19 protein-coding genes and 1 pseudogene are annotated in these 21,576 nt (G+C 69.2%); 16 read left to right on the top strand and 4 right to left on the bottom strand.

Features of this window, described 5'->3' with window-relative positions; genetic code table 11:
- The first annotated feature begins 590 nt into the window (after positions 1-590).
- Positions 591-2,177: a peptidoglycan-binding protein gene (locus ACZ6KY_RS15550; RefSeq protein WP_469310814.1), complete on the top strand. Its 1,587-nt coding sequence runs from the start codon at positions 591-593 to the stop codon at positions 2,175-2,177.
- Between the two features lie 925 nt (positions 2,178-3,102).
- A complete protein-coding gene (locus tag ACZ6KY_RS15545) occupies positions 3,103-5,025 on the top strand; it encodes a glycoside hydrolase family 5 protein (protein ID WP_469310813.1) in 1,923 nt (640 codons plus the stop codon).
- A 540-nt stretch (positions 5,026-5,565) separates the two neighbouring features.
- Here ACZ6KY_RS15545 and ACZ6KY_RS15540 read toward each other — a convergent pair.
- Positions 5,566-5,778, bottom strand: coding sequence for a maltokinase N-terminal cap-like domain-containing protein (locus tag ACZ6KY_RS15540; RefSeq protein ID WP_469310812.1), 213 nt, complete (start codon positions 5,776-5,778; stop codon positions 5,566-5,568).
- A gap of 185 nt (positions 5,779-5,963) precedes the next feature.
- A complete protein-coding gene (locus ACZ6KY_RS15535; protein ID WP_469310811.1) occupies positions 5,964-6,638 on the bottom strand; it encodes an alpha/beta fold hydrolase in 675 nt (224 codons plus the stop codon).
- A 66-nt stretch (positions 6,639-6,704) separates the two neighbouring features.
- Here ACZ6KY_RS15535 and ACZ6KY_RS15530 point away from each other — a divergent pair.
- Positions 6,705-7,040: pseudogene (locus ACZ6KY_RS15530) on the top strand (protein kinase family protein); the annotation flags it as partial.
- A gap of 91 nt (positions 7,041-7,131) precedes the next feature.
- Here the strand turns inward: ACZ6KY_RS15530 and ACZ6KY_RS15525 are convergent.
- A complete protein-coding gene (locus ACZ6KY_RS15525; RefSeq protein WP_469310810.1) occupies positions 7,132-8,712 on the bottom strand; it encodes an FUSC family protein in 1,581 nt (526 codons plus the stop codon).
- 144 nt (positions 8,713-8,856) lie between these two features.
- Here ACZ6KY_RS15525 and ACZ6KY_RS15520 point away from each other — a divergent pair, with 144 nt between their 5' ends.
- Both ACZ6KY_RS15520 and ACZ6KY_RS15515 read left to right on the top strand, forming a co-directional pair.
- Complete coding sequence (locus tag ACZ6KY_RS15520) at positions 8,857-9,360, top strand: MarR family winged helix-turn-helix transcriptional regulator (RefSeq protein ID WP_469310809.1); 504 nt, start codon at positions 8,857-8,859, stop codon at positions 9,358-9,360.
- 11 nt (positions 9,361-9,371) lie between these two features.
- On the top strand, positions 9,372-10,688 hold the full coding sequence (locus tag ACZ6KY_RS15515; protein WP_469310808.1) for an alpha-amylase family protein: 1,317 nt from the start codon (positions 9,372-9,374) through the stop codon (positions 10,686-10,688).
- Between the two features lie 199 nt (positions 10,689-10,887).
- On the opposite strand, the gene ACZ6KY_RS15510 is transcribed toward ACZ6KY_RS15515, so the two are convergent.
- Entirely contained in the window at positions 10,888-11,499 is a 612-nt protein-coding gene (locus ACZ6KY_RS15510; protein WP_469310807.1) for a helix-turn-helix domain-containing protein, read from the bottom strand.
- A 453-nt stretch (positions 11,500-11,952) separates the two neighbouring features.
- Here ACZ6KY_RS15510 and ACZ6KY_RS15505 point away from each other — a divergent pair, with 453 nt between their 5' ends.
- The 11 genes from ACZ6KY_RS15505 to ACZ6KY_RS15455 all read left to right on the top strand — a co-directional run bounded on the left by ACZ6KY_RS15505 (position 11,953) and on the right by ACZ6KY_RS15455 (position 21,413).
- Positions 11,953-12,213, top strand: coding sequence for a phosphopantetheine-binding protein (locus ACZ6KY_RS15505; RefSeq protein WP_469310806.1), 261 nt, complete (start codon positions 11,953-11,955; stop codon positions 12,211-12,213).
- Positions 12,206-12,973, top strand: a complete 768-nt coding sequence (locus tag ACZ6KY_RS15500) for an SDR family NAD(P)-dependent oxidoreductase (protein ID WP_469310805.1) — start codon at positions 12,206-12,208, stop codon at positions 12,971-12,973. Before ACZ6KY_RS15505 ends, ACZ6KY_RS15500 begins: the two co-directional genes overlap by 8 nt.
- Before the next feature lie 25 nt (positions 12,974-12,998).
- Positions 12,999-13,472, top strand: coding sequence for a hypothetical protein (locus ACZ6KY_RS15495; RefSeq protein ID WP_469310804.1), 474 nt, complete (start codon positions 12,999-13,001; stop codon positions 13,470-13,472).
- A complete protein-coding gene (locus tag ACZ6KY_RS15490) occupies positions 13,472-14,278 on the top strand; it encodes an SDR family NAD(P)-dependent oxidoreductase (RefSeq protein WP_469310803.1) in 807 nt (268 codons plus the stop codon). The genes ACZ6KY_RS15495 and ACZ6KY_RS15490 overlap by 1 nt, the downstream gene beginning before the upstream one ends.
- Positions 14,268-15,560 (top strand): beta-ketoacyl synthase N-terminal-like domain-containing protein, encoded by a 1,293-nt coding sequence (locus ACZ6KY_RS15485; protein WP_469310802.1) that lies wholly within the window; start codon positions 14,268-14,270, stop codon positions 15,558-15,560. Before ACZ6KY_RS15490 ends, ACZ6KY_RS15485 begins: the two co-directional genes overlap by 11 nt.
- Positions 15,557-16,870, top strand: coding sequence for a beta-ketoacyl-[acyl-carrier-protein] synthase family protein (locus ACZ6KY_RS15480; RefSeq protein ID WP_469310801.1), 1,314 nt, complete (start codon positions 15,557-15,559; stop codon positions 16,868-16,870). The genes ACZ6KY_RS15485 and ACZ6KY_RS15480 overlap by 4 nt, the downstream gene beginning before the upstream one ends.
- A gap of 5 nt (positions 16,871-16,875) precedes the next feature.
- Complete coding sequence (locus tag ACZ6KY_RS15475) at positions 16,876-17,589, top strand: alpha/beta hydrolase (protein WP_469310886.1); 714 nt, start codon at positions 16,876-16,878, stop codon at positions 17,587-17,589.
- A 277-nt stretch (positions 17,590-17,866) separates the two neighbouring features.
- A complete protein-coding gene (locus ACZ6KY_RS15470) occupies positions 17,867-18,877 on the top strand; it encodes an ACP S-malonyltransferase (protein WP_469310800.1) in 1,011 nt (336 codons plus the stop codon).
- A gap of 426 nt (positions 18,878-19,303) precedes the next feature.
- Entirely contained in the window at positions 19,304-19,534 is a 231-nt protein-coding gene (locus ACZ6KY_RS15465) for a DUF397 domain-containing protein (RefSeq protein WP_469310799.1), read from the top strand.
- A 73-nt stretch (positions 19,535-19,607) separates the two neighbouring features.
- A complete protein-coding gene (locus ACZ6KY_RS15460; protein WP_469310798.1) occupies positions 19,608-20,411 on the top strand; it encodes an SAM-dependent methyltransferase in 804 nt (267 codons plus the stop codon).
- 372 nt (positions 20,412-20,783) lie between these two features.
- Positions 20,784-21,413 carry a TetR/AcrR family transcriptional regulator gene (locus ACZ6KY_RS15455; RefSeq protein WP_469310797.1) on the top strand — a complete coding sequence of 210 codons (630 nt, stop codon included), beginning with the start codon at positions 20,784-20,786 and terminating at the stop codon, positions 21,411-21,413.
- Positions 21,414-21,576 lie beyond the last annotated feature (163 nt).

The raw sequence follows: 21,576 nt of genomic DNA, 5'->3' as shown, positions 1-21,576 counted from the left end.
CATGGCCACCCTCATAGCGCCGCGAATCCTCCGCGATCTCCGCCGCGGCAGCGCGCGGATTTCCGTACGCATTGCCGACCTGGGCCGGCGGTCTTCCCTTTCCGCTTGGCCTGCACGAAACGAGGCTGGAAGCGGCTCAATGAGACAGAGCGCCGAAAAGGATCAAATTCCCAAAGGCTGTCGCGCATGCGTTTTTACCGGCCACTGACAACGGTGAAATCCAGCCAGTTGTGTGACGCGACATTGTGCACAGGGGCGTGAACTGTCACCGTCGTGCGCGGAACGACAGCCCGATCATGACTTTCGACTACCTCAACTCCGTTGCCAGGTAAGGCCGTTGGCTCGCAAATGTGCCGACGCGGTCAAAATGCCAATTTCTCCGCCATTTACCGGATCCGAGCCTGAGGCAGGGCGTGTGCCGGGCGGGCGTCACCTTCCATGAACGACAAATCCCGGCACGCTGCGGTTTCGGGTCGGCCGACCGGCCCGACGGTAATCCGCAGATCCGACGAAGGAGATGTTTCGCAGTCATGAGAAAGAGCTCATTTCATGTTCACGGCGACAAAGCGCACACCCGGCATGGGGGCGTCATGAGCGCGAGACCGGGCTGGAGGGTCCGTATCGGGGTTTTCGCCGCCACGACGGCGCTTCTCTCGGCTGGCACCCTGCTCGGTGCCAATCCGGCGTCGGCGGCGCCCGCGGCCGTCAAGCTGACCTCCTCGTCCTGCCCCGGCGTCATCCTGCAGGGTCAGGTGAGCGGCTGCGTCACGGAGCTGCAGAACCTGCTCAACGCGCACGGTGCCGGCCTGGTGGTGGACGGCAACTTCGGGGCGAACACGCTCTACGCGGTGCGCGAGTACCAGGCCTCCGTCGCGATCGCGGTGGACGGGCAGGTGGGCCCCCAGACCAAGAGCAAGCTGTACGCGACCGGGGGCTCGGCGCCCGCACCGGTCAATCTCACGTCCTCGTCGTGTCCGGCGAACATCGTCCAGGGCGACAAGGGCGGATGCGTCACCGAACTGCAGCGGTTGCTCCGCCACTTCGGTTACTCGATCGACGTCGACGGCGACTTCGGGTCGGGGACGGACAGCGCGGTCCGAAGCTTCCAGTCCTCGCACGGCCTGTCGGTCGACGGCCAGGTCGGCACGAACACCAAGCGGGAGCTCTACAACACCGACGAGTCGCCGTCGACGGCTCTGGACCTGCGATCGGCGTCCTGCCCCTCGAACATCGTGGAGGGGGAGAGCGGCGGCTGCGTCGCGACACTGCAGGCCCTGCTCAACGGCAAGGGCCAGCATCTCGACGTGGACGGCCAGTTCGGGCCCCAGACTCTGACGGCCGTGAAGTCGTTCCAGTCCTCGGCGGGCCTTTCCGCCGACGGCGAGGTCGGTCCGAACACCAAGAACGCCCTCTACTCGAACATCAGCACGGGCGGCGGCAGCGGCGCACCGGCGCCGATCAACCTGAACTCCAGCTCGTGCCCGAGCAATATCGTGAAGGGCCAGAAGAGCGGCTGCGTCACCGAACTGCAGAGCCTGCTCAACCACCACGGGGCCGATCTCGCCGTTGACGGCGACTTCGGGTCGATGACCGACAGCGCGGTCCGGGACTTCCAGGCCGAGAAGGGCCTGTCGGTCGACGGCCAGGTGGGCGCGAACACCAAGGCCGCTCTGTACGGCGTGGTCACCCCGCCTTCGTCGCCCGCGCCCGGCGGCGGCTACAGCAAGATCCTCGATGTGGCCGCGGCCGAGGTCGGCACGGTCGAGGGCAGCGCCCGGGCGAACAGCTACGGGTCGGCCGTGGGTCTGTCGCTGTCCACCAACAACTACGCCTGGTGCGCGACCTTCGTGAGCTGGGTGGCCAAGCAGACGGGCGCCACCTCCTACCGCAACACCTACGTCTCTGGCTGGGTCAACCAGGCACGGGCCGGCAACTACCACCTCTCGGTCACGACGAACCCGCAGCCGGGCGACATCGTGGCCTTCGACTGGGACGGCGGCAACAACTACACCGGCGGCCATGAGCACATAGGCATCGTGAGGACGGTGAGCGGAGGCTCCAGCTTCACCACCGTCGAAGGCAACACCGGCAACCCCAACGGTGGTTCGGACGGCGTCTACGTCAAGACCCGCGGCACGAACAGCGGATACGACGTGCTGTTCATCCGAGTCCGCTGACCGGCTGATTGGCTGACCGGGCCAGGCCATGATCCATCAGTCACCACCGGATGGATCATGGCCGGTCGGCCCTCGGCGCGTCCGCGGCAGCCGTTCCGTAACGTGGCCGACCTGGGTGCCGATCCGCCTGCCGATCCGGGTACCGGCCCGGGCATCGGTTCGGGCATCGGTTCGGCTGGAGGCGTTCCACACCAGCGAATCCTGCACTGCCTGCGGCAGCCGGCCCAGCAGCTGTGTCCGCCCTGGAGCGTCACGGCTGCGCCGCTCCGGGCAGTACCCACCTGCCGCCGCGGTTCGGCCGTCCGCTCCGGTTGTAGGTGTGCTCGGGGCGAACGGAACGTTCGCATGCGGAGTGAGTACCACCAGGTGACCGGCGTGCGTCCGAGCGATCAGCGGCAGGTCCGGGTGCCGGGAAGCCAGTGCCTCCACCTTTCCTCGGTGGGCGGCTGTGGTCGGTGAGCTGCCTGGATCGGCCTCGACACCCCTCAGCGGCTCACGGAAGCCGTCACCGCGGCCCACGGGCTCGCGGAACAGGGATCGCCGCCGAAGGCGTTGACCCACCGCCCACTACGTCTGCGGGCGCGCGCTTCCGTGCCGGGTGTCACGCCTGACCGGAACCATCGCCCGGGCTCGGCCTTCCCGCTAGGCTCGGGTCCATACCTGTGGTCAACGGGGAGGATGAAGAGCCCGTGGCGCAGCCGACGTTCCGGTCGCGCGCGCCTCGTCCACCAAAACCCCGTTCACGAGCACGGCGGCGCGACCCGTCCGTCGAGGCGGCAGCGGGGCGCCCGCAGGCCGGCGGCCGCCGCCGCACGAGAGCCGGCTCGGCCCGTCACGCCGGAACACATCGGCCGGCACCGCTACTCGGGCGCCGACCGGCAGAGATTCCTCCGTCCGCGTATCGACATCCACTCACAGAGGTCCGATGCCCACCCTCAGATTTGGCAAGTACCTGACATTAGCGACGGCGGCCCTTCTGCTGCTGGCAACCGCTCCCGGCGCGGTCGCCGCCACCGTGGATCCTGTGGGCAGCGCGCCGGCGGCTTCCGCCGCCGCTCCGGCGGCCGAGACGTGGCAGCCGCCGTTGTCCACCCGCGGGCGGTACATCGTGGACGCCAACGGCAACCGTTTCCGGCTGAAGTCGGCCAACTGGGACGGCGCGCAGGGCTCCTGGACGGGCAGCGGCAGCATCGACGACCCGGCCAACCATCACGCCGGCCAGGACTCCTACGGCATCCCCCTCGGCCTGGACCGCGCGTCCCTGCCCCAACTGCTCGCCGACTTCCACCGGTTGGGCATCAACAGCATCCGGCTGCCCTTCTCCAACGAGATGATCCATACGACGACGCCGGTGCCGGACGTCGCCGTCACGGCCAACCCGGGGCTGCGCGGCAAGACACCCCTGCAGGTCTACGACGCCGTGGTCGCCGCCCTCACCCAGGACGGGTTCGCGGTCATCCTCAACAACCACACCAACACCTCGCGATGGTGCTGCGGCGTCGACGGCAACGAACGCTGGAACAGCGGGCAGTCGACCCAGCAGTGGGCGGACGACTGGGTCTTCATGGCCCGCCGCTACGCCGGTGATCCGGGAGTGGTGGGCGCCGACCTCTACAACGAGGTACGCCGTGACGTGCTTGACGACCCCAACTGGGGTCTGGGTGACGCCCACGACTGGTACGCGGCCGCCCAGCTCGCCGGTGACCGCATCCTCTCCGAGGCCAATCCCAACCTCCTCATCGTCATCGAGGGGATCAACTGGACAGGCCTGCCGGTCGACGGGCTGCCGCACGGCCGCCCCACCCTCACCCCCGCGCGGACGCTCTCGCACACCCTCGTCGCCGCTCACAAGCTGGTGTACTCCGCCCACTTCTACGGTTACACCGGGCCCAACCACAGCGGCGCCACCGGGATCGGCGAAACCCACGACGCCCGCTACCAGGACCTCACGCGCGAGCAGCTCTACCAAGTCCTCAACGACGAGGCCTTCTTCGTCTCCTCGGAGGAGAACCAGCACTTCACCGCGCCGGTGTGGATCAGCGAGTTCGGCATCGGGGCCGGCGAGACGAACACGGCCGCCCGTACCTGGTTCGGCAACATCACCGACTACTTCGCCGACCACGACGTCGACTTCGCCTACTGGCCGCTCGTCGGCTGGGAGGGCCACGACGACTGGTCCTTGCTGCGCTACGACACCTCGGGCAACCGGTACGGCATCCTCGACCAGTCGGACTGGCGCGGGACCGCCTGGAACCGGCTCATGACCGCCCCGACCCGCACCGGGTCCGTCGCGGCGGTACCGAGCTGGCGCATGCTGGCCACCGACCACGGCGACTATGTGCAGTCGCTCCGGGTGCGGGCGGGCGGCGACTGGAACTCGGGTGCTTCCAAGGCCACGTGTCCCGACGGTGAGCGGCTGACCGGGCTCGGTCACAGCGGCGTCCGTGCGCTGTGCACCGACGTCTCCACCGGCGACCTGCGCTCCGCGGACAACACCCAGACCGTCGTCACCGACGAGCGCTATGTTCCCGCGGGTGGCGACTGGGCCTCCGGATACACCAAGTTGCAGTGTCCCGCCGGGAACTTCCTCATCGGCTACAGCCGCCGCGGCGGCCGGACATCGGCGGCCCTGTGTGTTCCCGCCGGCTCCTCGCTGGCGGGCGCCGGTCGCACGGTGTGGTTCGACCGTTCCGACAACCGGCCCGTCAACGCCGCCGGCGGCGACTTCGCGAACGGCGACTACAAGGGCCAGTGCGCCGATGACGAGTACGCCGCCGGGATCGCCTTCACGACCCGCGTGGGCGCCGGCCAGGGGCCGGCCGCCCTGCTGTGCCGCAAACTGAACTGACCGCCAGGCGACCGGCATGGCCGTGGTCCGTGCACGGGGCCGAAGGGCGCCCGAGCCGCACCGAGCCGTGACCGGCCAGTGGACCGCGTCCAGGACGACAGGGGATTGGGGTGAGGGCCCGAGACCGGGCAGGGATTCGGGCCCTCACGTGCCGCGCATCCGTCGGGGGCGGTTGCGCGATGACCACTTCAACGAGCTTCGTGCCGGGGGGATACGATCTGCCGCCCGACCAGGGGGTGGAGAGTGCCGGCGGGTTGCGCCGACGCCATCCTGGCACTTGCTTCGCCTCGTGACGTGGGGGCGTTTACCACGGCCAGAAGGGCGAAGGAGTTCGGAGCACTCTGATCCTGCCGGCCTGGACAACGTACCGATGGGGCGGCGAACGCCCGAACCACCGAGGACGATCACACGCCTACCGCGTGCGCGCGACCTCCTGTCGTGGCTCGATGGTCGCGAATACTCCCCGTGCGGCTGTTCCGTCCGGCCAGGCCCACCCGGCGACGAGGCGCCCGGACGACGTCTGCTGGGCCTCCTGCGCCTTCAGGGCGCGGTTGACCTGAACGTCGAACACGGCGTCGACCACGACCATGAACTCGATGCCGACGCGCCCTCGGGATCGTCCGGACGGAACCCACCGGCCTTGACCAGTTCAGGTGCCTCCGTGCCGCCCACGTACCAACTCTGCTTCGGCAGCCAGCCGGTGAGCGGTTCGAGCTTGGTGGGCTTCATGGTGGTGTGGTGGATATAGGCCATGCGAGTTTCCTCACGCATAGGCCCGGCCCGTTCTCCAACGGGATGTGATCGAACTTATAGGAATCCGCCGTGCTTCCCGGGCGACGGCAACCGGCCTCGTAGACGTACCCGTTGTCCGGGTGATCTCCGAGGGCCACGTTCCCGGCCTGCGCGGCGTCACAGGACATCTGAGGCCAAGGGACGACTCACGGCAGCCGCTCGACCAGGCGGTCGACGAGTGGAGCCGGGTGTGACAGTGCGGCCAGGTGTCCACCGGGAATGGTCTCGGCCTCGATCCCGAGGCGGTCATCGGCCACTCGGCGCTGGAACTCCAGCGGGAAGAAGCGGTCCCCGGTTGCGGCAAGCACGCGCGTGGTGACGTCGGGCCATCGTTCGAGGTCACACGGCTGGCCGAAGGCGATGTCGGCCTCGGGCCGCTCATGGTCCGCTCCGGCGGCGGCGACCTCGGCCGGTACGTCGTGCAGGAAGTAGGTGGCCAGGTCGAATTCGGCGCCGTATCCGCCTGCCTCCGCCGCCGCCAGGCGGGCCGGTTCCGAGCCGGTGTTGCCCCACCACTGTCCGGGAGTCTCGCCCGGCAGCGGCACCATCGCGTTGACGAGCACCAGGAGTCCTACGGGAACACGGGCGCAGACCATCGGCGCGGTGAAGCCGCCCATCGACTGGGCCACCAGCACGACATCGTCGTGGTCGCCGATCGCCGCGACCACCGCGTCGGTGTACTCGGGCAGCCCCGAGGACTCGTCGGCGCCCGGCAGATCGACGGCGAGCGCCTCGTGCCCCCTTGCCCGCAACTCGGACACCACACGATGCCAGTACCAGGCCGAACCCCCGGCCCCGGGAACCAAGACAAACACGCTCATCCTCGCCTCCGTCCGTATCACCCTCATGACGTAGACCGCCGGGAGCGACGAAAGTCATCGGTCGCTGTGACGACCTTGCGCCGTTGGCGAAGGCTCAGCGAGCTCGTGGACGCCGCCGCACCGCTCGGTTCCGGCATCGGCGGCCGGTCCGCGTTGCTGGATGCCGCCGGTACGCCGGTGTTCGTCAGGCGGGTCCCCCTGACCGCGGTCGAGCTGCGGCCCGAACACACGCGGTCCACGGCGTACGGGTTCGGACTTCCCCCCTTCTGCCAGTAGGGCACCGGCGAGCCGGGATTCGGGGCACGGCGGGAGGCCGCCGTCCCCACCATGTCCACCGACTGGGTGCTCGCGGGGAAGTATCCGGGGCCTCCGCTGATGTGCCGCTGGCGCGTGCTGCCGGACATGGCACTTGGCTCTCCCGGACGCGCTCGCGACTCCGCCCAACACTGCTGAGCCTGCCGTCGATCAGGGTTCGACCGCCGCTGTCGGCCGTTCAGTTGGCCGCGGCGGCGGTCGTGTCGGACGTGGGCACAGTCGGCGGTGAGTCGAACAGCGCGCTGAGTGCGTCGAGTTGGGTGTCGATCGCGTCCAGGGCGGCGAGGGCGGCAGGGGCGGACCGGCTGACCGGAACCGCGGCCCGAGCCGTCCGCGACTGCTCCGACGGCGCCGCTTCCACGGCGGTGGGCGGGGCCGGACGGCGGCCGATCGCCCGGCGCACGGAGAGCGCGTGCGCCGCGACCTGGGTACGCCGTCGCAGCACGGCCGGGTCGGCGGTGAGCGCGTCCGGTGCCGCCCCGACGGCGTCGGCGAGGTCGTCGACAGGGTCGCCGCAGCGTCGTAGCGCCGTCACGGACCGGAGCGTGAAGTGGTCCGGGTGCCGCCGGGCGGACAGTGCCCGGGGTGCGGGCACAGCGGCCAGGATCCGCATCGGAGCCGTCACGACTCCCAACTGCTCGACACGGTAGGCGAATCGGGCCTGCGCCGTGCGTACGGCCGGGCCGTCGCGCCAGTCGGCCTCCATCAACTCGCCCAGACCCGACAGCGCCGCCGCGGTACGGGCCCGTATCACCGCCTCGGTACGGATGGGCAGTACGAGCCAGGAAGCCGCCACGCCGAGAACCGCGCCGACCGCGATGCCAGCCAACCGGGTGTGCAGAAGGTCTCCGGGGCTCTGCCCGAACCAGTCGTAGAGCAGCGAGAGCACGGCGGTGACGCAGCCCGCCCAGTACGCGTAGCTGAGTTCGCGCAGCCATGTGGCCACGGTCAGCACAACGAAGATCACGACGACCGCGGTGTCCGACCGTGGTCCGAACTGTCCGGAGACAGCGGTGGCCACCACCGTGCCGGCCGCGGCGCCGAGCGTGCGCCAGGCCCCCTTGACCAGGACGTCCCCACGGCTGCGCGCACCGCTGCACACGAGGAACGCCGTGAGCACCACCCACGCCCAGTGGTCCGGCCACAGATTCCGGCCGATCGCGAACGCGGCGGTCAACGCCGCCGCCATCTGCAGGGCCATCCGGGTGCTGGCGGGCAGCCGCCGGCGTGGGGCGCGGGGCGCTGTGGTCACCTTCGCGGAGGGTGGCCGCGGTACGAGACCGGTGCGCTGCGCCGTCCACGTCACCACGGTTCCCCAGGCGACCGCGGCCAGTGCCGTCACGGCCGCCCAGGCGGTGCGCTCGTGCCCGCTCACCGGCACCGTTCCGGCGGGCACCACGAGGACCGCTATCAGTGGCAGAACGACGAGCGTGCCCGCCCGGGTGGCGCGCGCTCCGAACCGGCGTACCCAGACCGCCGCCGCGACTCCCAGGACGAACGCAGCGTCACCCGTGTCGGGGTGCCGCTGGATCAAGGTGCTCAGCTCCGTGCCCGCCGCCGCCGCGCAGGGCAGTACGACGCAGGCCACCAGCCGGTCGGTTCGGTCGAAGAGGCGTTGCACACGACCGAGCGCCGAGGCGATCACCACCGCCTGCACCACGCTGTCCACGTGCAGCCCCGCCTCGTGCTCGACGAGCAGCGCCAATCCGTACGTGCCCAGCACGGTGGCCATGGTCACGGCCGTCGTACGCAGGTACATCCCTCCTGGATCGAAGTGCAGCGCACGACGCGTCGACTTCAAAAAGCTACGCAACACGTAGAACCACCGCCAAGAAAACCCCTGGAACAAGCCATCTGGAGATTCACCCTCCAGTCGTATCGTAAGTGATACCTTAGCAATGTGATGGGAGAGCGAACAGAGCACGAGGACGCGGAGGGATCCGGGTCCGAGCGGCGGGACAGCCGGGCGTCCGCCGAGATCCGGCAGGGCGTCATCCGGCTCGCCCGCAGGCTGAGCGCGGAGCGCCCCGCGGACGGACTCAGCCTGAACAAGAGCAGCGTCCTCGGCCACCTGCGGCGCAACGGACCGATGCCGGCCGGCGCGCTGGCCGCCGCCGACCACCAGCAGCCGCAGTCGCTGACGCGGGTCTTCGCCGACCTCGAGCACGAAGGCCTGATCAGCCGGACGCGCGACATGCACGACGGACGACAGCGCGTGGTGCAACTGACCGAAGCGGGCCGTGAGGCCCTCGCCCGTGACATGGCGCAGCGCGACGCATGGCTCGACATCGCACTCGTCGACCTCACCGAGACGGAGCGTCAGGTGCTGCTGCTGGCCGCCCGTCTGATGAACCGCCTCGCCGACTCCTCGATCACCGTGCCCGGTTCCACGACCCGACCCCACTGACGGAGGCTCCCGTGTCCTGGCCCGACCACGCCATCTGGTGGCACGTCCACCCCCTGAGCTTCCTTGGCGCGGAGCCGACCGCTCTCCCCGCCGGCGCACCCGCGCGGCACCGTCTGCCGGTCCTGGTCGACTGGCTGGACCATCTGGTCGGGCTCGGCTGCAACGGCCTCGCGCTGGGGCCGGTCTTCGCCGCCGAGACCCACGGCTACGACACGACCGACTACTTCCGCGTCGATCCCCGTCTGGGTACGGAGGAAGACCTGCTCGAACTGGTCGACCGTGCCGCGTCGCGCGGGGTCCGTGTTCTGCTCGACGGCGTCTTCAACCATGTCGGCAGGTCCTTCGCCCCCTTCGCCGACGTGGCGCGGCGCGGCACCGCCTCCCCGTACGCGGACTGGTTCGTCCCCGAGGGTGACGACTTCCGGACTTTCGAGGGCCACCGTCACCTCGTCGCCCTGAACCACGCGTCCCCCGCGGTCGCCGACCATGTCGTCGAGGTCCTCGACCACTGGCTCGACCGGGGCATCGCCGGCTGGCGGCTGGATGCCGCCTACGCGGTTCCGCGGCCCTTCTGGCGCACCGTCACGGATCGGGTCAGGACCCGCCACCCCGGCGTGTGGTTCAGCGGTGAGGTGATCCACGGTGACTACGCGGCGTACGTCATCGAGGGCGGACTGGACACCGTGACGCAGTACGAGCTGTGGAAGGCGATCTGGAGCTCGCTCAACGACAGCAACCCGCACGAACTGGCCTGGGCGCTCAAGCGCCACAACTCCATGATCGACACCTTTGCGCCACAGACATTCGTCGGCAATCACGACGTCACGCGCGTCGCCAGCCGGCTGGGCGAGCCCCGTCACCTGGCGCACGCGCTCACCGTGCTGCTCACCGTCGGGGGGACACCGTCCGTCTACGCGGGAGACGAGCGCGCCTGGGAGGGCGTCAAGGAGGACCGCGCGGGCGGGGACGATGCCATCCGTCCCGCGTTTCCCGCCTCCCCGTCGGATCTCGGCCCCGACGGGCTGGCCGTCCAGCGGCTTCACCAGACCCTGGTGGGCATGCGTCGCCGTCACCCCTGGCTCGTACGTGCGCAGGCCCGGATCCAGTCCCTCGACAACAGCGTCCTCAGCTACACCCTGGCCGCGCCCGACGCCGGCTCCACCCTGGCGGTCGCCCTCAACTTCGGCCCGGCTCCGGCCACCGCCGGTATTCCAGCCGCTTCATGGGCGCCAGTCGCGGGTGACGCCTGCGTCGATTCCGTCACCGGTTCCGTTTCGCTTCCACCGATGGGCTGGTTCATCGCCACGACATCGGGAAGCCATAATTGATTCCTCCCCGCCTCGACCCCGTTTTTTCGGACATCGCCCAGGGTGCGGACCGAGGACGGCACGTCGGTCATGACACCAAGCGCGTGGAAACGAGCGATGCGCCAGAACCGACCTGTCGGAAAACGCTTCCGCCGTGTTAATGGGTCGGTAATTTTCACCTTGTTGAAATTTTCTCAGAAGTCGATTTCGGACACTCGCCTCACGCGGCATCGGCACTGAATGCGCGTGCCCATGCGTTGCGCCAGAGAGTAAGCCGGCGCCCGTGCTGCCCGCATGCCTGAACATAGGCGACGAGGAGTTCCTCCGACGGCATGCGAAAACCGGCCAGAATGTCCGCAACAGTGCTGCGCGGCAATGGGCCGGCACCCAGGTCACGGGCCTTCTTCTCCATTTCGCGCAAGGACGGCTGGCCGGCGGCGAGCCGCGCCTGGTGCATCGCCTCGAGGAGATGGGCCGGGTGGTATACGAGTTCGAGTTTGCGTCCGACGCGGGGCACGGAGAGGACCTCGCGGCCGTCGGGCGTGTGGCCGGATTGTCGCGCCGCCTGCTCCCAGCGCAGCCGGGCCTCGCGCCGTGTGGCACCGCAGACCTGCGCATACGCTTCCACGACATGGCGACGGGGCAGGAAGGTGCCGCGGTCGGCCCGGGACAGGGTGACGGCCGAACACGCCGGATCCGCGATCCGGAGGCCCTCGGTCAGCTCCGCCATCTGTCGGTAGGTGAGTCCGGATTGTTGACGCAGCGAGCGTAGCCACTGAGCCAGTTCGTAACACTGCGCGGATTGCGGGATCGGCGTTCTGCTCCGCCCCACCACTGCCCCCTGGATATCGAGACTGCCGGATGCGTGATGCGTCCGATGGTATGTCGATCGACGACGCCCCGCTGATTCGGTCGATGCCGGGACCCGGGGATTGCGTACCACTAGGAGGGCCCGTTTTGGTCTTTACTTGGGCTCACGTATATCGACGCTATGGATGGCCTCGGCGAAGAGTCAAGGAGGCTTTACTTTACTTTACTCTGCATGGGGATCCCTTTCCTCTCCGGGGATGTTTGGTTCATTTTGTCCGAGAAGTGGAGTGATGAGATCCGTGCATCCACATGGGGTTTTGTGCCGGCACCGCCTAAGCGGCCCAGTTGGTGTCCTGAATCATGCTGCATAACGGCCTTGCTGGCTCATTCGCCGCTCTGCTGACATGGATTGCCCGGCCAGAGGTGCCGGTCACTCCTGCTCCTGTCAAATCCGCGGAGGAATGCAATGACAACCGTGTCCAACGCCGCTCTGAGTGAAATCATCGAACTGATCAAGGAAGTCAAGCCGGGCATAGCCGACCAGGCCGTCGAGCCGGGACACTCCGTGGTCGAGGACCTGGGCCTCGACTCGCTGGACCTGCTGCAGCTCGCCCGACGCATCAACCGGCACTTCGGCGTCGAGTTCGACCTCGACCAGTGGAACGCCGAGGCCGACGAGCACCACCGCAGCGTCGCCTCGATCGTGGCCGTCGTAGCCGCCGGCAGTCGTGCCTGAGGCGGCCGCGACCACCCGCGTCGCTCTCGTCACGGGTGGTTCGCGGGGGATCGGTGCCGCTGTCTCGCACCGGCTCGCCGCCGACGGACTCACCGTGCACCTCGTCTGCCGCAGCGCCCTGGACGCCGGACGCCGTGTGGTGAAGGAGATCGAGGCCGCCGGCGGCCGCGCCGCACTGCACCAGGCGGACGTCGGCGACGAGGACCAGGTCGAGGACCTGGTCGAGCAGGTGACCGCACAGGAAGGGGCACTGCACGTGCTGGTCAACAACGCGGCGGTGATCGACGACCAGCTCCTCGCGGTGACCCGCACCGACCGCTGGGAGAACGTGCTGCGGACCAATCTCACCGGCCCCTTCCTGACCAGCAGGGCGGTTCTGCCGGCGATGCTCGACCAGGGCTGGGGCCGCATCATCAACATCTCCTCCAACTCGGCGCGTACCCCAGGACCGGGCCAGAGCGCCTACGCGGCGTCCAAGGGCGGCATCGAGGCGCTCACCCGCGCCCTGGCCGTCGAGGTCGGACGCAAGGGCATCCGGGTCAACTGCGTGGCACCCGGCAAGGTCCGCACCGAGCTGACCGCCGCCGTCGCCGATCAGCTCGGCTCGGACAGTGACGGCACCCGCTGGGGGCTCCCCGAGGACATCAGCGGACTGATCGCCTTCCTCGCCCGTGACGAGGCGGACTACATCCAGGGCCAGACGTTCACGGTGGACGGAGGCCGCATGATCATGCGCAGCCCGGGTCGGCGATCCCGGTGAACCCGGGGCGAACGGAGGCACAGCCGTGGGGGCAGTGAAGTACTGGGAGGACCTGGCGCACGCACCGGTGCGCCGGTTCGGACCCGTGGTGTTCAGCGGCGCGCTGCTTGACCAACTCCTCGATCTGATGGGGGAGAAGCACCCGGTGCACGACAGCGACGACTTCGCCCAGGGCACCGACCGCCGGCAGCGCATCGTGCCCGGGGGCTTCATCCACTCCATCACCTCGGGCTGGGTGGTGCAGCACGGCTCCCCGGCCGCCATCGTCGGTATGCGCAGGCTGAGCTGGGACTTCGTCAGACCCCTGTACCCCGACACCCCGTTCTGGTTCACCACCGCCACCGACCGGGCGGAGGAGATCGACGACCGGCTCGGGCTGGTCGAAACCACACGCCGGGTGTTCGACGAGAACGACCGGACGTACGCCATCGGACGCATGAGCGTCGTACTGCTGCGGCACGCCGCGCAGCGGACCGCAGCGGTAGGAAGGGTTCAGTGATGGACAGTCAGTATCAGCCGCTCAAGGGGCGGGTGGCCCTGGTGACCGGCGGCTCGCGGGGCATCGGCGCGGGCATCACTCGCAAACTCGCGGCCTGGGGAGCGACCCTGGCCATCAACTACGTCGACCGGGAGGGCCCGGCCAAGGAACTCGCCGCGGAACTCGGCGAGCAAGGTACGGAAGTGACCCTGCACCGCGCGGACTTGAGCGAGCCCGCGGAGATCGAGAACCTGATCACGGAGATCGGTGAGATCCACCAGGACCTCCACATCCTCGTCCAGAACGCGGCCGCCACCAAGTTCGCCAGGCTCACTGAAGCCTCCCTCGGTGACTGGCAGTTCGTGCAGGACACCAACTCCCGGGCCACCTGGCTGCTCGCCAAGTACGCGCTTCCGCTGATGCGTGACCGCGAGGGGGCCCGCTTCATCACCATCACCAACTCCACGACCACGCGCATCATCCCGCGCGCCGGTCTCTTCGCGGCGGCCAAGGCGGGACTGGAGTCGCTGACCGACTACCTCTCCTACGAGCTGGCGCCGTACGGCATCGTCGCCAACTGCGTGCGTCCCGGACTCGTACAGACCGGCGTCTTCAAGGTCCGGCCCGACTTCGCCCACGGTGTCACCAAGGAACTGTCCGTCTCCCCGTGGCCGGGCGACCGCATGACGACGCCGGAGAACAGCGCCGACGTCGTGGCCCTGCTCTGCCTGGAGGAGGCGTCCTGGATCGCCGGGCAGACCATCACGGTGGACGGCGGATACCGCCTGTGGGGCGGCATCAGCGGGGGAGGCTGGCGTGGTGAGTGAACGCGGCGGGCGGCAGGAGCGTCCCGACATCGTGGTCACCGGCATCGGTGTGATCTCCCCGGCGGGCATCGGCGCGGCCCGGCTCTGGGAGGCCATGGCCGCCGGCAAGACGTTCTTCGACACCAGCGGCCACGACGGACCGGCCCCCGCGCTGCCGTGGCCGTCGGCCGCCGTCGACACCGCGGAGATCACCTGGCCCGCCGGCCGTGACTGGGCCAATGCCGGCAAGTACGCGAACCAGTCGGCCCGTTGGGCCGTCGCCGTCGCGCGACAAGCCCTGGAACAGGCCGGGATCACCGGAGACACGGAGGACGTACGCGGCGGAACAGTGATGGCGGTGGGCAGCAGCAGCGACGAACTGAGCGACGTCATCCCGCAGCTCGCCTCCCGCTTCCGCAACGACCCCAGGCCGCTCGCGAAGTTCCTCCACGACGAAGTGCCCGACTACTCCTACATACGCGGAATCCCTTCCCAGCTGGGCCAGTTCGTCTCCATGGCCAGCGGATTCCGGGGATCGAACGTCGCGGCCTACGGTGAGGCCGCGGCGGGCGGCACGGGCGCACTCGCCCTGGCCGTACGGCTGTTGGAGAGCGGTGAACTCGACCGGATGCTCGTCGTCGGCGTCGGACCGCCGCTGACGATCACCGCGATGGCCGCGTTCGACCAGGACGAACCGCTCGGCACACGCGCCACGGCCGGTGCCGGACCCTTCGACGCCGACAGGGCGGGGACCCTGATCGGTCAAGGTGCCGCCGCCATCCTGCTGGAGCGTGCCGACACCGCGCGCGGAACCGCTCGCGCCCGGCTCGCCGGCTGCGAGGTACTGGTCGCCTCCGACATCGCGGCCTCGGCGGAACTTGTCGTCGACACCGTACTCGCCGACGCGGACACCACCCCCACCGTGTGGTGGGCACACGGCGCAGGCTCGGCCCGCCTCGACCGGGTGGAGACCCAGGCGGTACTGCCGCGCGCGGGCAGTCTTCCCGTGACCGGGTCGAAGGGCACCATCGGCAACGCCTTCGAGTGCTCGGCACTCATCGACACCGCGCTGGTCGTCGAGAGCCTCGGGCGCGGCGAGCTTCCCCCCGTGGGCCTGCTGCGTCGCCCCGACCCCGGACTCGGCGGTCTCGATCCGGTCATGGGGGAGACCCGTCCCCTGGGCCCGGCGCCGACAGCGCTGATCACGGCGTTCAACCAGGGACACCACTCGACAGCCGCGGGAGCCCTCGTCATCGCATCGACGCACGGGTCTTCGGCCGACGACGGGAAGGCAGAGGCATGAGCGGCGACATCGTCATCACCGGTATGGGGGTGATCACCCCCATCGGCGGGGACGTCGAGACCTTCTGGTCGGCCAACCTCGAAGGCCGCTCCGGAGTGGTCCGGGAAGAACGGATGGACACCGGCGGACTGCCCTGCGGCTGGACGGCCGGGCTGATCCCGGAGGACGTCAAGGCGAAGGTCGCCGCCGACTACGGCGCACCCGACCGTTCCTGGGGCGACTCCCTCATGCTCGCGGCGGTGGACCAGGCTCTCGGCGACGCCCGGTTCGGCGAACTGCCCGCAGAGGACGGGCCGGCCGCCCTGGTCTACGCGCGTGTGTGGCCGGGCCCCACCGGATCGTTCCCGCAGGACTACGTCACCCACATGGAAGACCTCGCTGATCGCTACGACAGGATCGGCAACGAACCCTCGGCCGTCCTGGCACACCTGCGGGGCAGGCATCTCCCGCCCGAGACACGCGACTTGTCCGCCTACCCGACCGAGATCACCGCACGCCTCGGGACGCCCGTCATCCCCGTACGACTGGAAGCCACCTGCTCCGGAGGCCTGCGCGCCATCGCGGAAGCCGCGCGGCTCCTGCGCTCGGGACGCGCGCAGTACGCGGTGGTGTCGGCGGCCGTCTCCCGCAACACCCCGTACGTGCTCTCCCAGTACGGCCAGCTCATGGCACTGTCGCGCTGGAAGGGCGACCCCGCCCAGGCCTCCATGCCCTTCGACAAACGCCGCACGGGCATGGTCATCAACGAGTCCGCGGGCGCGCTCGTCCTGGAGACGGCCGAGCACGCCGCCCGGCGCGGCATGGCGCAGGCCTACGCCGTCATCGGTGGCTGGGGGCTGGCGGTGGACACCCGCCACATGACAGCTCCCAACGTGGAGATGATCGAACGGGTCATGCGGACCGCCCTCGAACAGGCCGACGCGCACCCGGACGACGTCGACACCATCAATGCCCACGGCACCTCCACCCGCCTCAACGACGTCACCGAAGCGCGCGCGCTGCACCGGCTCTTCGGCGAACGGATGGCGGACCTCGACGTCAGCGCCGTGAAGTCACTCACCGGGCATGGCTCCGCGGCGTCCGGTGTGGTGGAAACGGCGGTCGCGGCCCTCACGATGTGCCGCGGGATCATCCCGCCCGTCACGACCTGCACCGAGCCCGACCCCGCCTGCGCCGTGCGTACCTCCCTCACCCCGGTCCGGCGACCGGTCGGCACCGTGCTGAAGAACTCCTTCGGTTTCGGTGGCCAGTACGCCTCGATGCTCTTCCGCCGTCCGGCCACGCCACGGCCGGCACCCCAGCCGGTGTGAGCGCGATGGACCGGCTGGAATACGAGACGACCGATCCCGCCGGACCGCACCGTGGCACCGTCGTCTGGCTGCACGGCATCGGCCAGGCACCGGGCGATCTGATGGCCGTCACCCAGCGGTTCCGACTGGTCGAGGCGGGGGTGCGCGGGGTGTTCCCGCGCGCGCCCGTCGCGGCCCCGAGCCTGCTGAGCGGTCTGTCGGTGCCGTGCTGGTTCCCGCAGAACCTCCTCGCGATCGACCGGATCGACGTCGACGGCCTCCTGGCGGTGCACCGGCCGCTCTCGCGGCTGCTGGAGGAGGAAACGGACCGGATCGGCGCCGGACGGATCGTGCTGGCGGGCTTCTCCCAGGGTGCCACGGTCGCCCTGACCCTGGCACTGACGTACACCGAACGGCTGGCGGGCGTGGCCCTCTACGCGCCCTTCATGCCTCCCGATCTGCCCGCACTGCTCCCGGCCGGCCGGCCGTCGTCCGCCAACAGCGGCCTGCCGGTGTGGATCGGCCACGGGGCACGAGACTGGGTCGTCCCCGAACGCAGTGGTGCCGGACTGAGGGACCTGCTCACCAGTTGGGGCCACCCGGTGACCTGGCAGCGCTATCCCGGCGGACACGAGCCGTTCGCCGGAGTACGGGCGTCGCTGCCCGGCTACCTCAGTGACGTCCTGGACGTCCACGTGCCGCAGGTCCCCGGGTCAGGACCGGCAGCACGGGCGCGTTGAGCGGGGTTCCCGGCATGCGCCCCGCACTGCCCGGGCTTCCGGAACCGGTATCCCTCGACCGGTTCCGCAAGCCCGGGGCTCGTCCATATCCGGGACGGACCGGGCCCGTTGAGGGTTCGTCCGGAGTCCCGTGCACCATCGCGCCGCCATCGGCTCGTCCTCCTGCCGCGCCGCCGCCCGGGCGGACACGAGGGCTGTAGCCGTACGCGTACCCGTGTCCGTCGTGTACCCCCGTCCGTACCTGTACCAGGAAGGGACTGGAACGTTGTCCGCACTCATGCCGCATGCGTCGCAGGTGTCACCCCTGAGGACCGCTCGCCTCCCGGAGACCGTGCCCTTCGGTGTCGGCCTGCTCTTCCCCGGTCAGGGAGCTCAGCGTCCCGGGATGGGTGAGCCTTGGCGCGACACTCCGCACTGGAAGGTTGTCGCACGCCTCTCCGAGGTCTGCGGAACGGATGTCGGCCGGCTGTTGTTGCACGCCGGAGCCGAGCAACTGACCCGCACCGACACAGCACAACTGGCCACCTTCGCCTTCGAGATGGTGGTGCTCGACGCGCTGCGCACGGCGGTGGGTGACCTGCGGCCCGCAGTGTGTGCCGGGCACAGCCTCGGCGAGTACGCCGCTCTGACCGCCGCCGGGGTGCTGGACCCGGAGGACGGAGCTCGGCTGGTCGCCGAGCGCGGGGCGGCCATGGAGGAGGCGAACCGGCTCACGCCGGGCACCATGGCGGTACTGATCGGTGCCGACATCGTGCCGAGAACGCTGAGACGCGCGGCCCGATTGCGTACCGTGCGGCGGGCGCAGGTGTGGGTCGCCAACATCAATGGGGCGGAACAGGTCGTGATCTCCGGTGCCGTCGATGCCGTGGCGACGCTGGTGGAGGAGGCCGTACGCGACGGCGCGCGGGCGATCCGCATTCCGGTCGGCGGCGCTTTCCACACGCCCTTGATGGCTCCGGCCCGTCCGCGCCTGGCCGAAGCCGTCGACCGCACTCCACTACACCCTGGACACTGCCCGGTCATCGCGAACGTCGATGCCCGCGCTCACCTCCACAACCCGGAGCGATGGCGCGCGATGATGCTCCGTCAGCTCGTCATGCCGGTGCGCTGGGCAGGCTCCATGCGCACGCTCACAGCCATGGCACGCGGCAGCCTCCGCCTCGTCGAAGTCGGCCCCGGCTCCACACTGACCAACCTCGCCCGCAGAGTCCTGCCCGAGGAGATCCCGGTTCGTTCCGTCGCAACTCCTTTGCAGGTGGAGGCCCTTGTTGCCGAGTGGTGGCATTGACTGAGGCCGACGGCGACCTGAGCGCGGTTGTGCGAGTTGTCCCAGAGCGGGCCGAGGGGGTTGCGGTCGTCGTGTGCTGCAGGGATCACCAAACCTGTCCGTGAGGGGGAAGCGCATGGCAGACTGCTCGGCGTCCAGGGGGTCGATGAGGCGTGAGACGTGAGCGCGACGCGGTCTGCTCCGACCGTTCCTCAGTTGGTGCTGGGCAGACGGCTGCGGCAACTGGGGCGGACGAAGGGCCTCTTGGCTCAGCCTGTCGATGGCAGGCTGCGGCAGGCGCACACCACGGTCATCGGGAACGAGGACCGCGAAGGGCTGCATGGAAGTCGCCCTGTACCGCGAGGTGTTCGACCGTATGAGTGCCCAAGCCATGCCCAAACGACGTACCAGGGTGTCCCTGGCTGACGTCCGCGAGGAGACAGAACGATGAAGCACGCCATGAACGCCGCCAAGGAGTTGGGACCCCACGGGTGGCGCAAGCCCTGGAGCCCCGGCAACAACGGCAGCTGCGTCGAGATGAAGAAACTCGGCGGCGGCGTCGTGGCGGTCAGGCAGTCGACGGACCCCGACGGCCCGGCCCTCATCTGCGCCTCCTCGGTCATCGCCGAGTTCGTCGGTGCCGCCAAGGAGGGACGGGCCGACTTCCTCATCACTTGAGACACAACTCCTTGCAGTCTCCAGCACAGTCGAACCAACTCCTACGATCACGCCGTAGCGGCGGAGGACCGAAGTGACAGACGCGGGAACCGGTGCGGACGAGATCGACACCAGCAAGCCCCAGTCGGCGCGCATGTATGACTACTTCCTCGACGGCAAGGACAACTATCCCGTCGACTGGGAGGCTGCCGAGCAGGTCATATCCTTCTTCCCCGCGGTCAAGGAAATGGCCCGGACCAACCGGGACTTCATGCACCGTGCCGCCCGTCTGCTGGCCGGGCGGGGCATCCATCAGTTCCTCGACATCGGCACCGGAATCCCGACCGCGCCGAACCTTCACCAGATAGTCCAGGCCGTCAACCCGGCCGCCCGTGTGGTGTACGCCGACAACGACCCGATCGTCCTCAGGCACGCCGAGGCACTGCTGCACAGCACCCCGCAGGGACGTACCGCCTACATCCAGGCCGATGTTCAGGAACCGGCGAAGATCCTGGCGGCGGCCAGGGAAACCCTCGACTTCGATCAGCCCATCGCGCTCTCCCTGGTGGCACTCCTGCACCTGGTCGGGGACGAGGACAACCCCTACGGCATCGTGGCGGAACTGCTCAAGTCCCTGGCTCCCGGAAGCCACTTGGCGCTCTCGCACGCGACAGGGGACTTCGACCCTGAGGCATGGGAGCGAGTCGTCGAGGTCTACCGCAAGGGGGGAACATCGGCGCAAGTCCGATCGCGCGGTGAATTCGCCAGGTTTTTCAACGGACTTGAGCTTCTCGACCCGGGCATCGAACTCGCCGCGCGCTGGTACCCCGAGGGAGAACTTCAGCACAGCGAGGGCGAACAGATCCCTCTTTACGTGGGTGTCGCAAGGAAGTTGTAGAGGTCAGGTCACGTCAGGTCAGATCGGGCCGAGGAGCCGGGTCGGTGCCCGCCCTACGGCCGACCTGGCGAACCCGAACACCTCTGCATACGCCGAGGCCACCGAGGCCCCCGACGTGCGGTTACGCCGCCAGGTCCTGTGGGCTGATCCCGTGCCGGGCCAGTCGTGCGCAGGAAGGTCGCCACGGTCAGCCGGACTGAGTCACGCTGCTCAGGGGCTCCCCGCCAGAGGGTGAGCACGTCGGCGACCTGATCCGGCTGTGGTCGACCGGCGACCGGCTTCGGAATCGCTAGCCGGTGGCTAGTCGACGGACAGTACGGGTAAAGTGGACGCTCAGTGTTCGGTTACCAGGGACCCACGAAGGCAAGACCCATGCGGGAGCAAGCGAGCATGCCGAGCGAGCGAGAGCCGGACGTCCCTGTGGTCGGTCGATCCGCCCAGGCCGCGGCGACGCGGCAGCAGATCGTCGAAACGGCCCAGCGACTCTTCGCCGGCCGGGGCTACCAAGCGACCTCCTTGCAGGCCATCGCGAACGAGATGGGCATCACCAAGGCCGCGGTCTACTACCACTTCCGGACCAAGGCGCAGATCCTCCAGGCATCGCTCGATCCGGCGGTGGAGGAAATGACGGTGCTTCTGGACGAGTTGGCGGGCATGTCATCACGTCAGGAGAAACTGGACGCGTACGCGGTGGGCTGGGTCGACTTCCTGGTGCGCAACCGTGAACTGGGAACCATGCTCTTGCACGATCCCGAGATTCGGGCCGCCAGTATCTACGCCGAGAACGACGGGCGCAGGCGCCGCGTCTTGCGGGTGCTGTTCGGCACCTCGCCCACGCCGGCGGAACGCATGGCCTATGTGATGTGCGTGTGGATGCTGGAAGGCCTAGGCGAACTGTCCGACCTCTCGGACGATGACCTGAGGGCCACGCTTCTCCTGACCGTCCGCGGCCTCCTCGCCGCGCCGGGCGCCGAGGCGGACGGCACGGCCTCGGCTGTGTAGGGGCCTGATGTCCCGCACATGGTGTGGGGCGGTAGGAAGGGGCGGTAGGAATCGTTTGCCGTCCGTCGATGACTGCTTCACCGCACTTCACCTCGCCTCACTTCACCTAGCTTCGCCTCGCCTCGTTCTGAACCCTGCCCGGTGCTTCAGCACCCACCCGGCG

Source organism: Streptomyces sp. NPDC042002 (genome assembly GCF_055588305.1).
The sequence above is the reverse complement of the archived record's forward strand: the minus strand, read 5'-3'. Positions and strand labels throughout refer to the sequence as shown.

Coding starts and splice junctions, on each gene's coding strand:
- ACZ6KY_RS15550 (WP_469310814.1), top strand. CDS start 591: ATGAGCGCGAGACCGGGCTGGAGGGTCCGTATCGGGGTTTTCGCCGCC.
- ACZ6KY_RS15545 (WP_469310813.1), top strand. CDS start 3,103: ATGCCCACCCTCAGATTTGGCAAGTACCTGACATTAGCGACGGCGGCC.
- ACZ6KY_RS15540 (WP_469310812.1), bottom strand. CDS start 5,778: ATGGCCTATATCCACCACACCACCATGAAGCCCACCAAGCTCGAACCG.
- ACZ6KY_RS15535 (WP_469310811.1), bottom strand. CDS start 6,638: ATGAGCGTGTTTGTCTTGGTTCCCGGGGCCGGGGGTTCGGCCTGGTAC.
- ACZ6KY_RS15525 (WP_469310810.1), bottom strand. CDS start 8,712: ATGTACCTGCGTACGACGGCCGTGACCATGGCCACCGTGCTGGGCACG.
- ACZ6KY_RS15520 (WP_469310809.1), top strand. CDS start 8,857: ATGGGAGAGCGAACAGAGCACGAGGACGCGGAGGGATCCGGGTCCGAG.
- ACZ6KY_RS15490 (WP_469310803.1), top strand. CDS start 13,472: ATGGACAGTCAGTATCAGCCGCTCAAGGGGCGGGTGGCCCTGGTGACC.
- ACZ6KY_RS15480 (WP_469310801.1), top strand. CDS start 15,557: ATGAGCGGCGACATCGTCATCACCGGTATGGGGGTGATCACCCCCATC.
- ACZ6KY_RS15475 (WP_469310886.1), top strand. CDS start 16,876: ATGGACCGGCTGGAATACGAGACGACCGATCCCGCCGGACCGCACCGT.
- ACZ6KY_RS15470 (WP_469310800.1), top strand. CDS start 17,867: ATGCCGCATGCGTCGCAGGTGTCACCCCTGAGGACCGCTCGCCTCCCG.
- ACZ6KY_RS15465 (WP_469310799.1), top strand. CDS start 19,304: ATGAAGCACGCCATGAACGCCGCCAAGGAGTTGGGACCCCACGGGTGG.
- ACZ6KY_RS15455 (WP_469310797.1), top strand. CDS start 20,784: ATGCGGGAGCAAGCGAGCATGCCGAGCGAGCGAGAGCCGGACGTCCCT.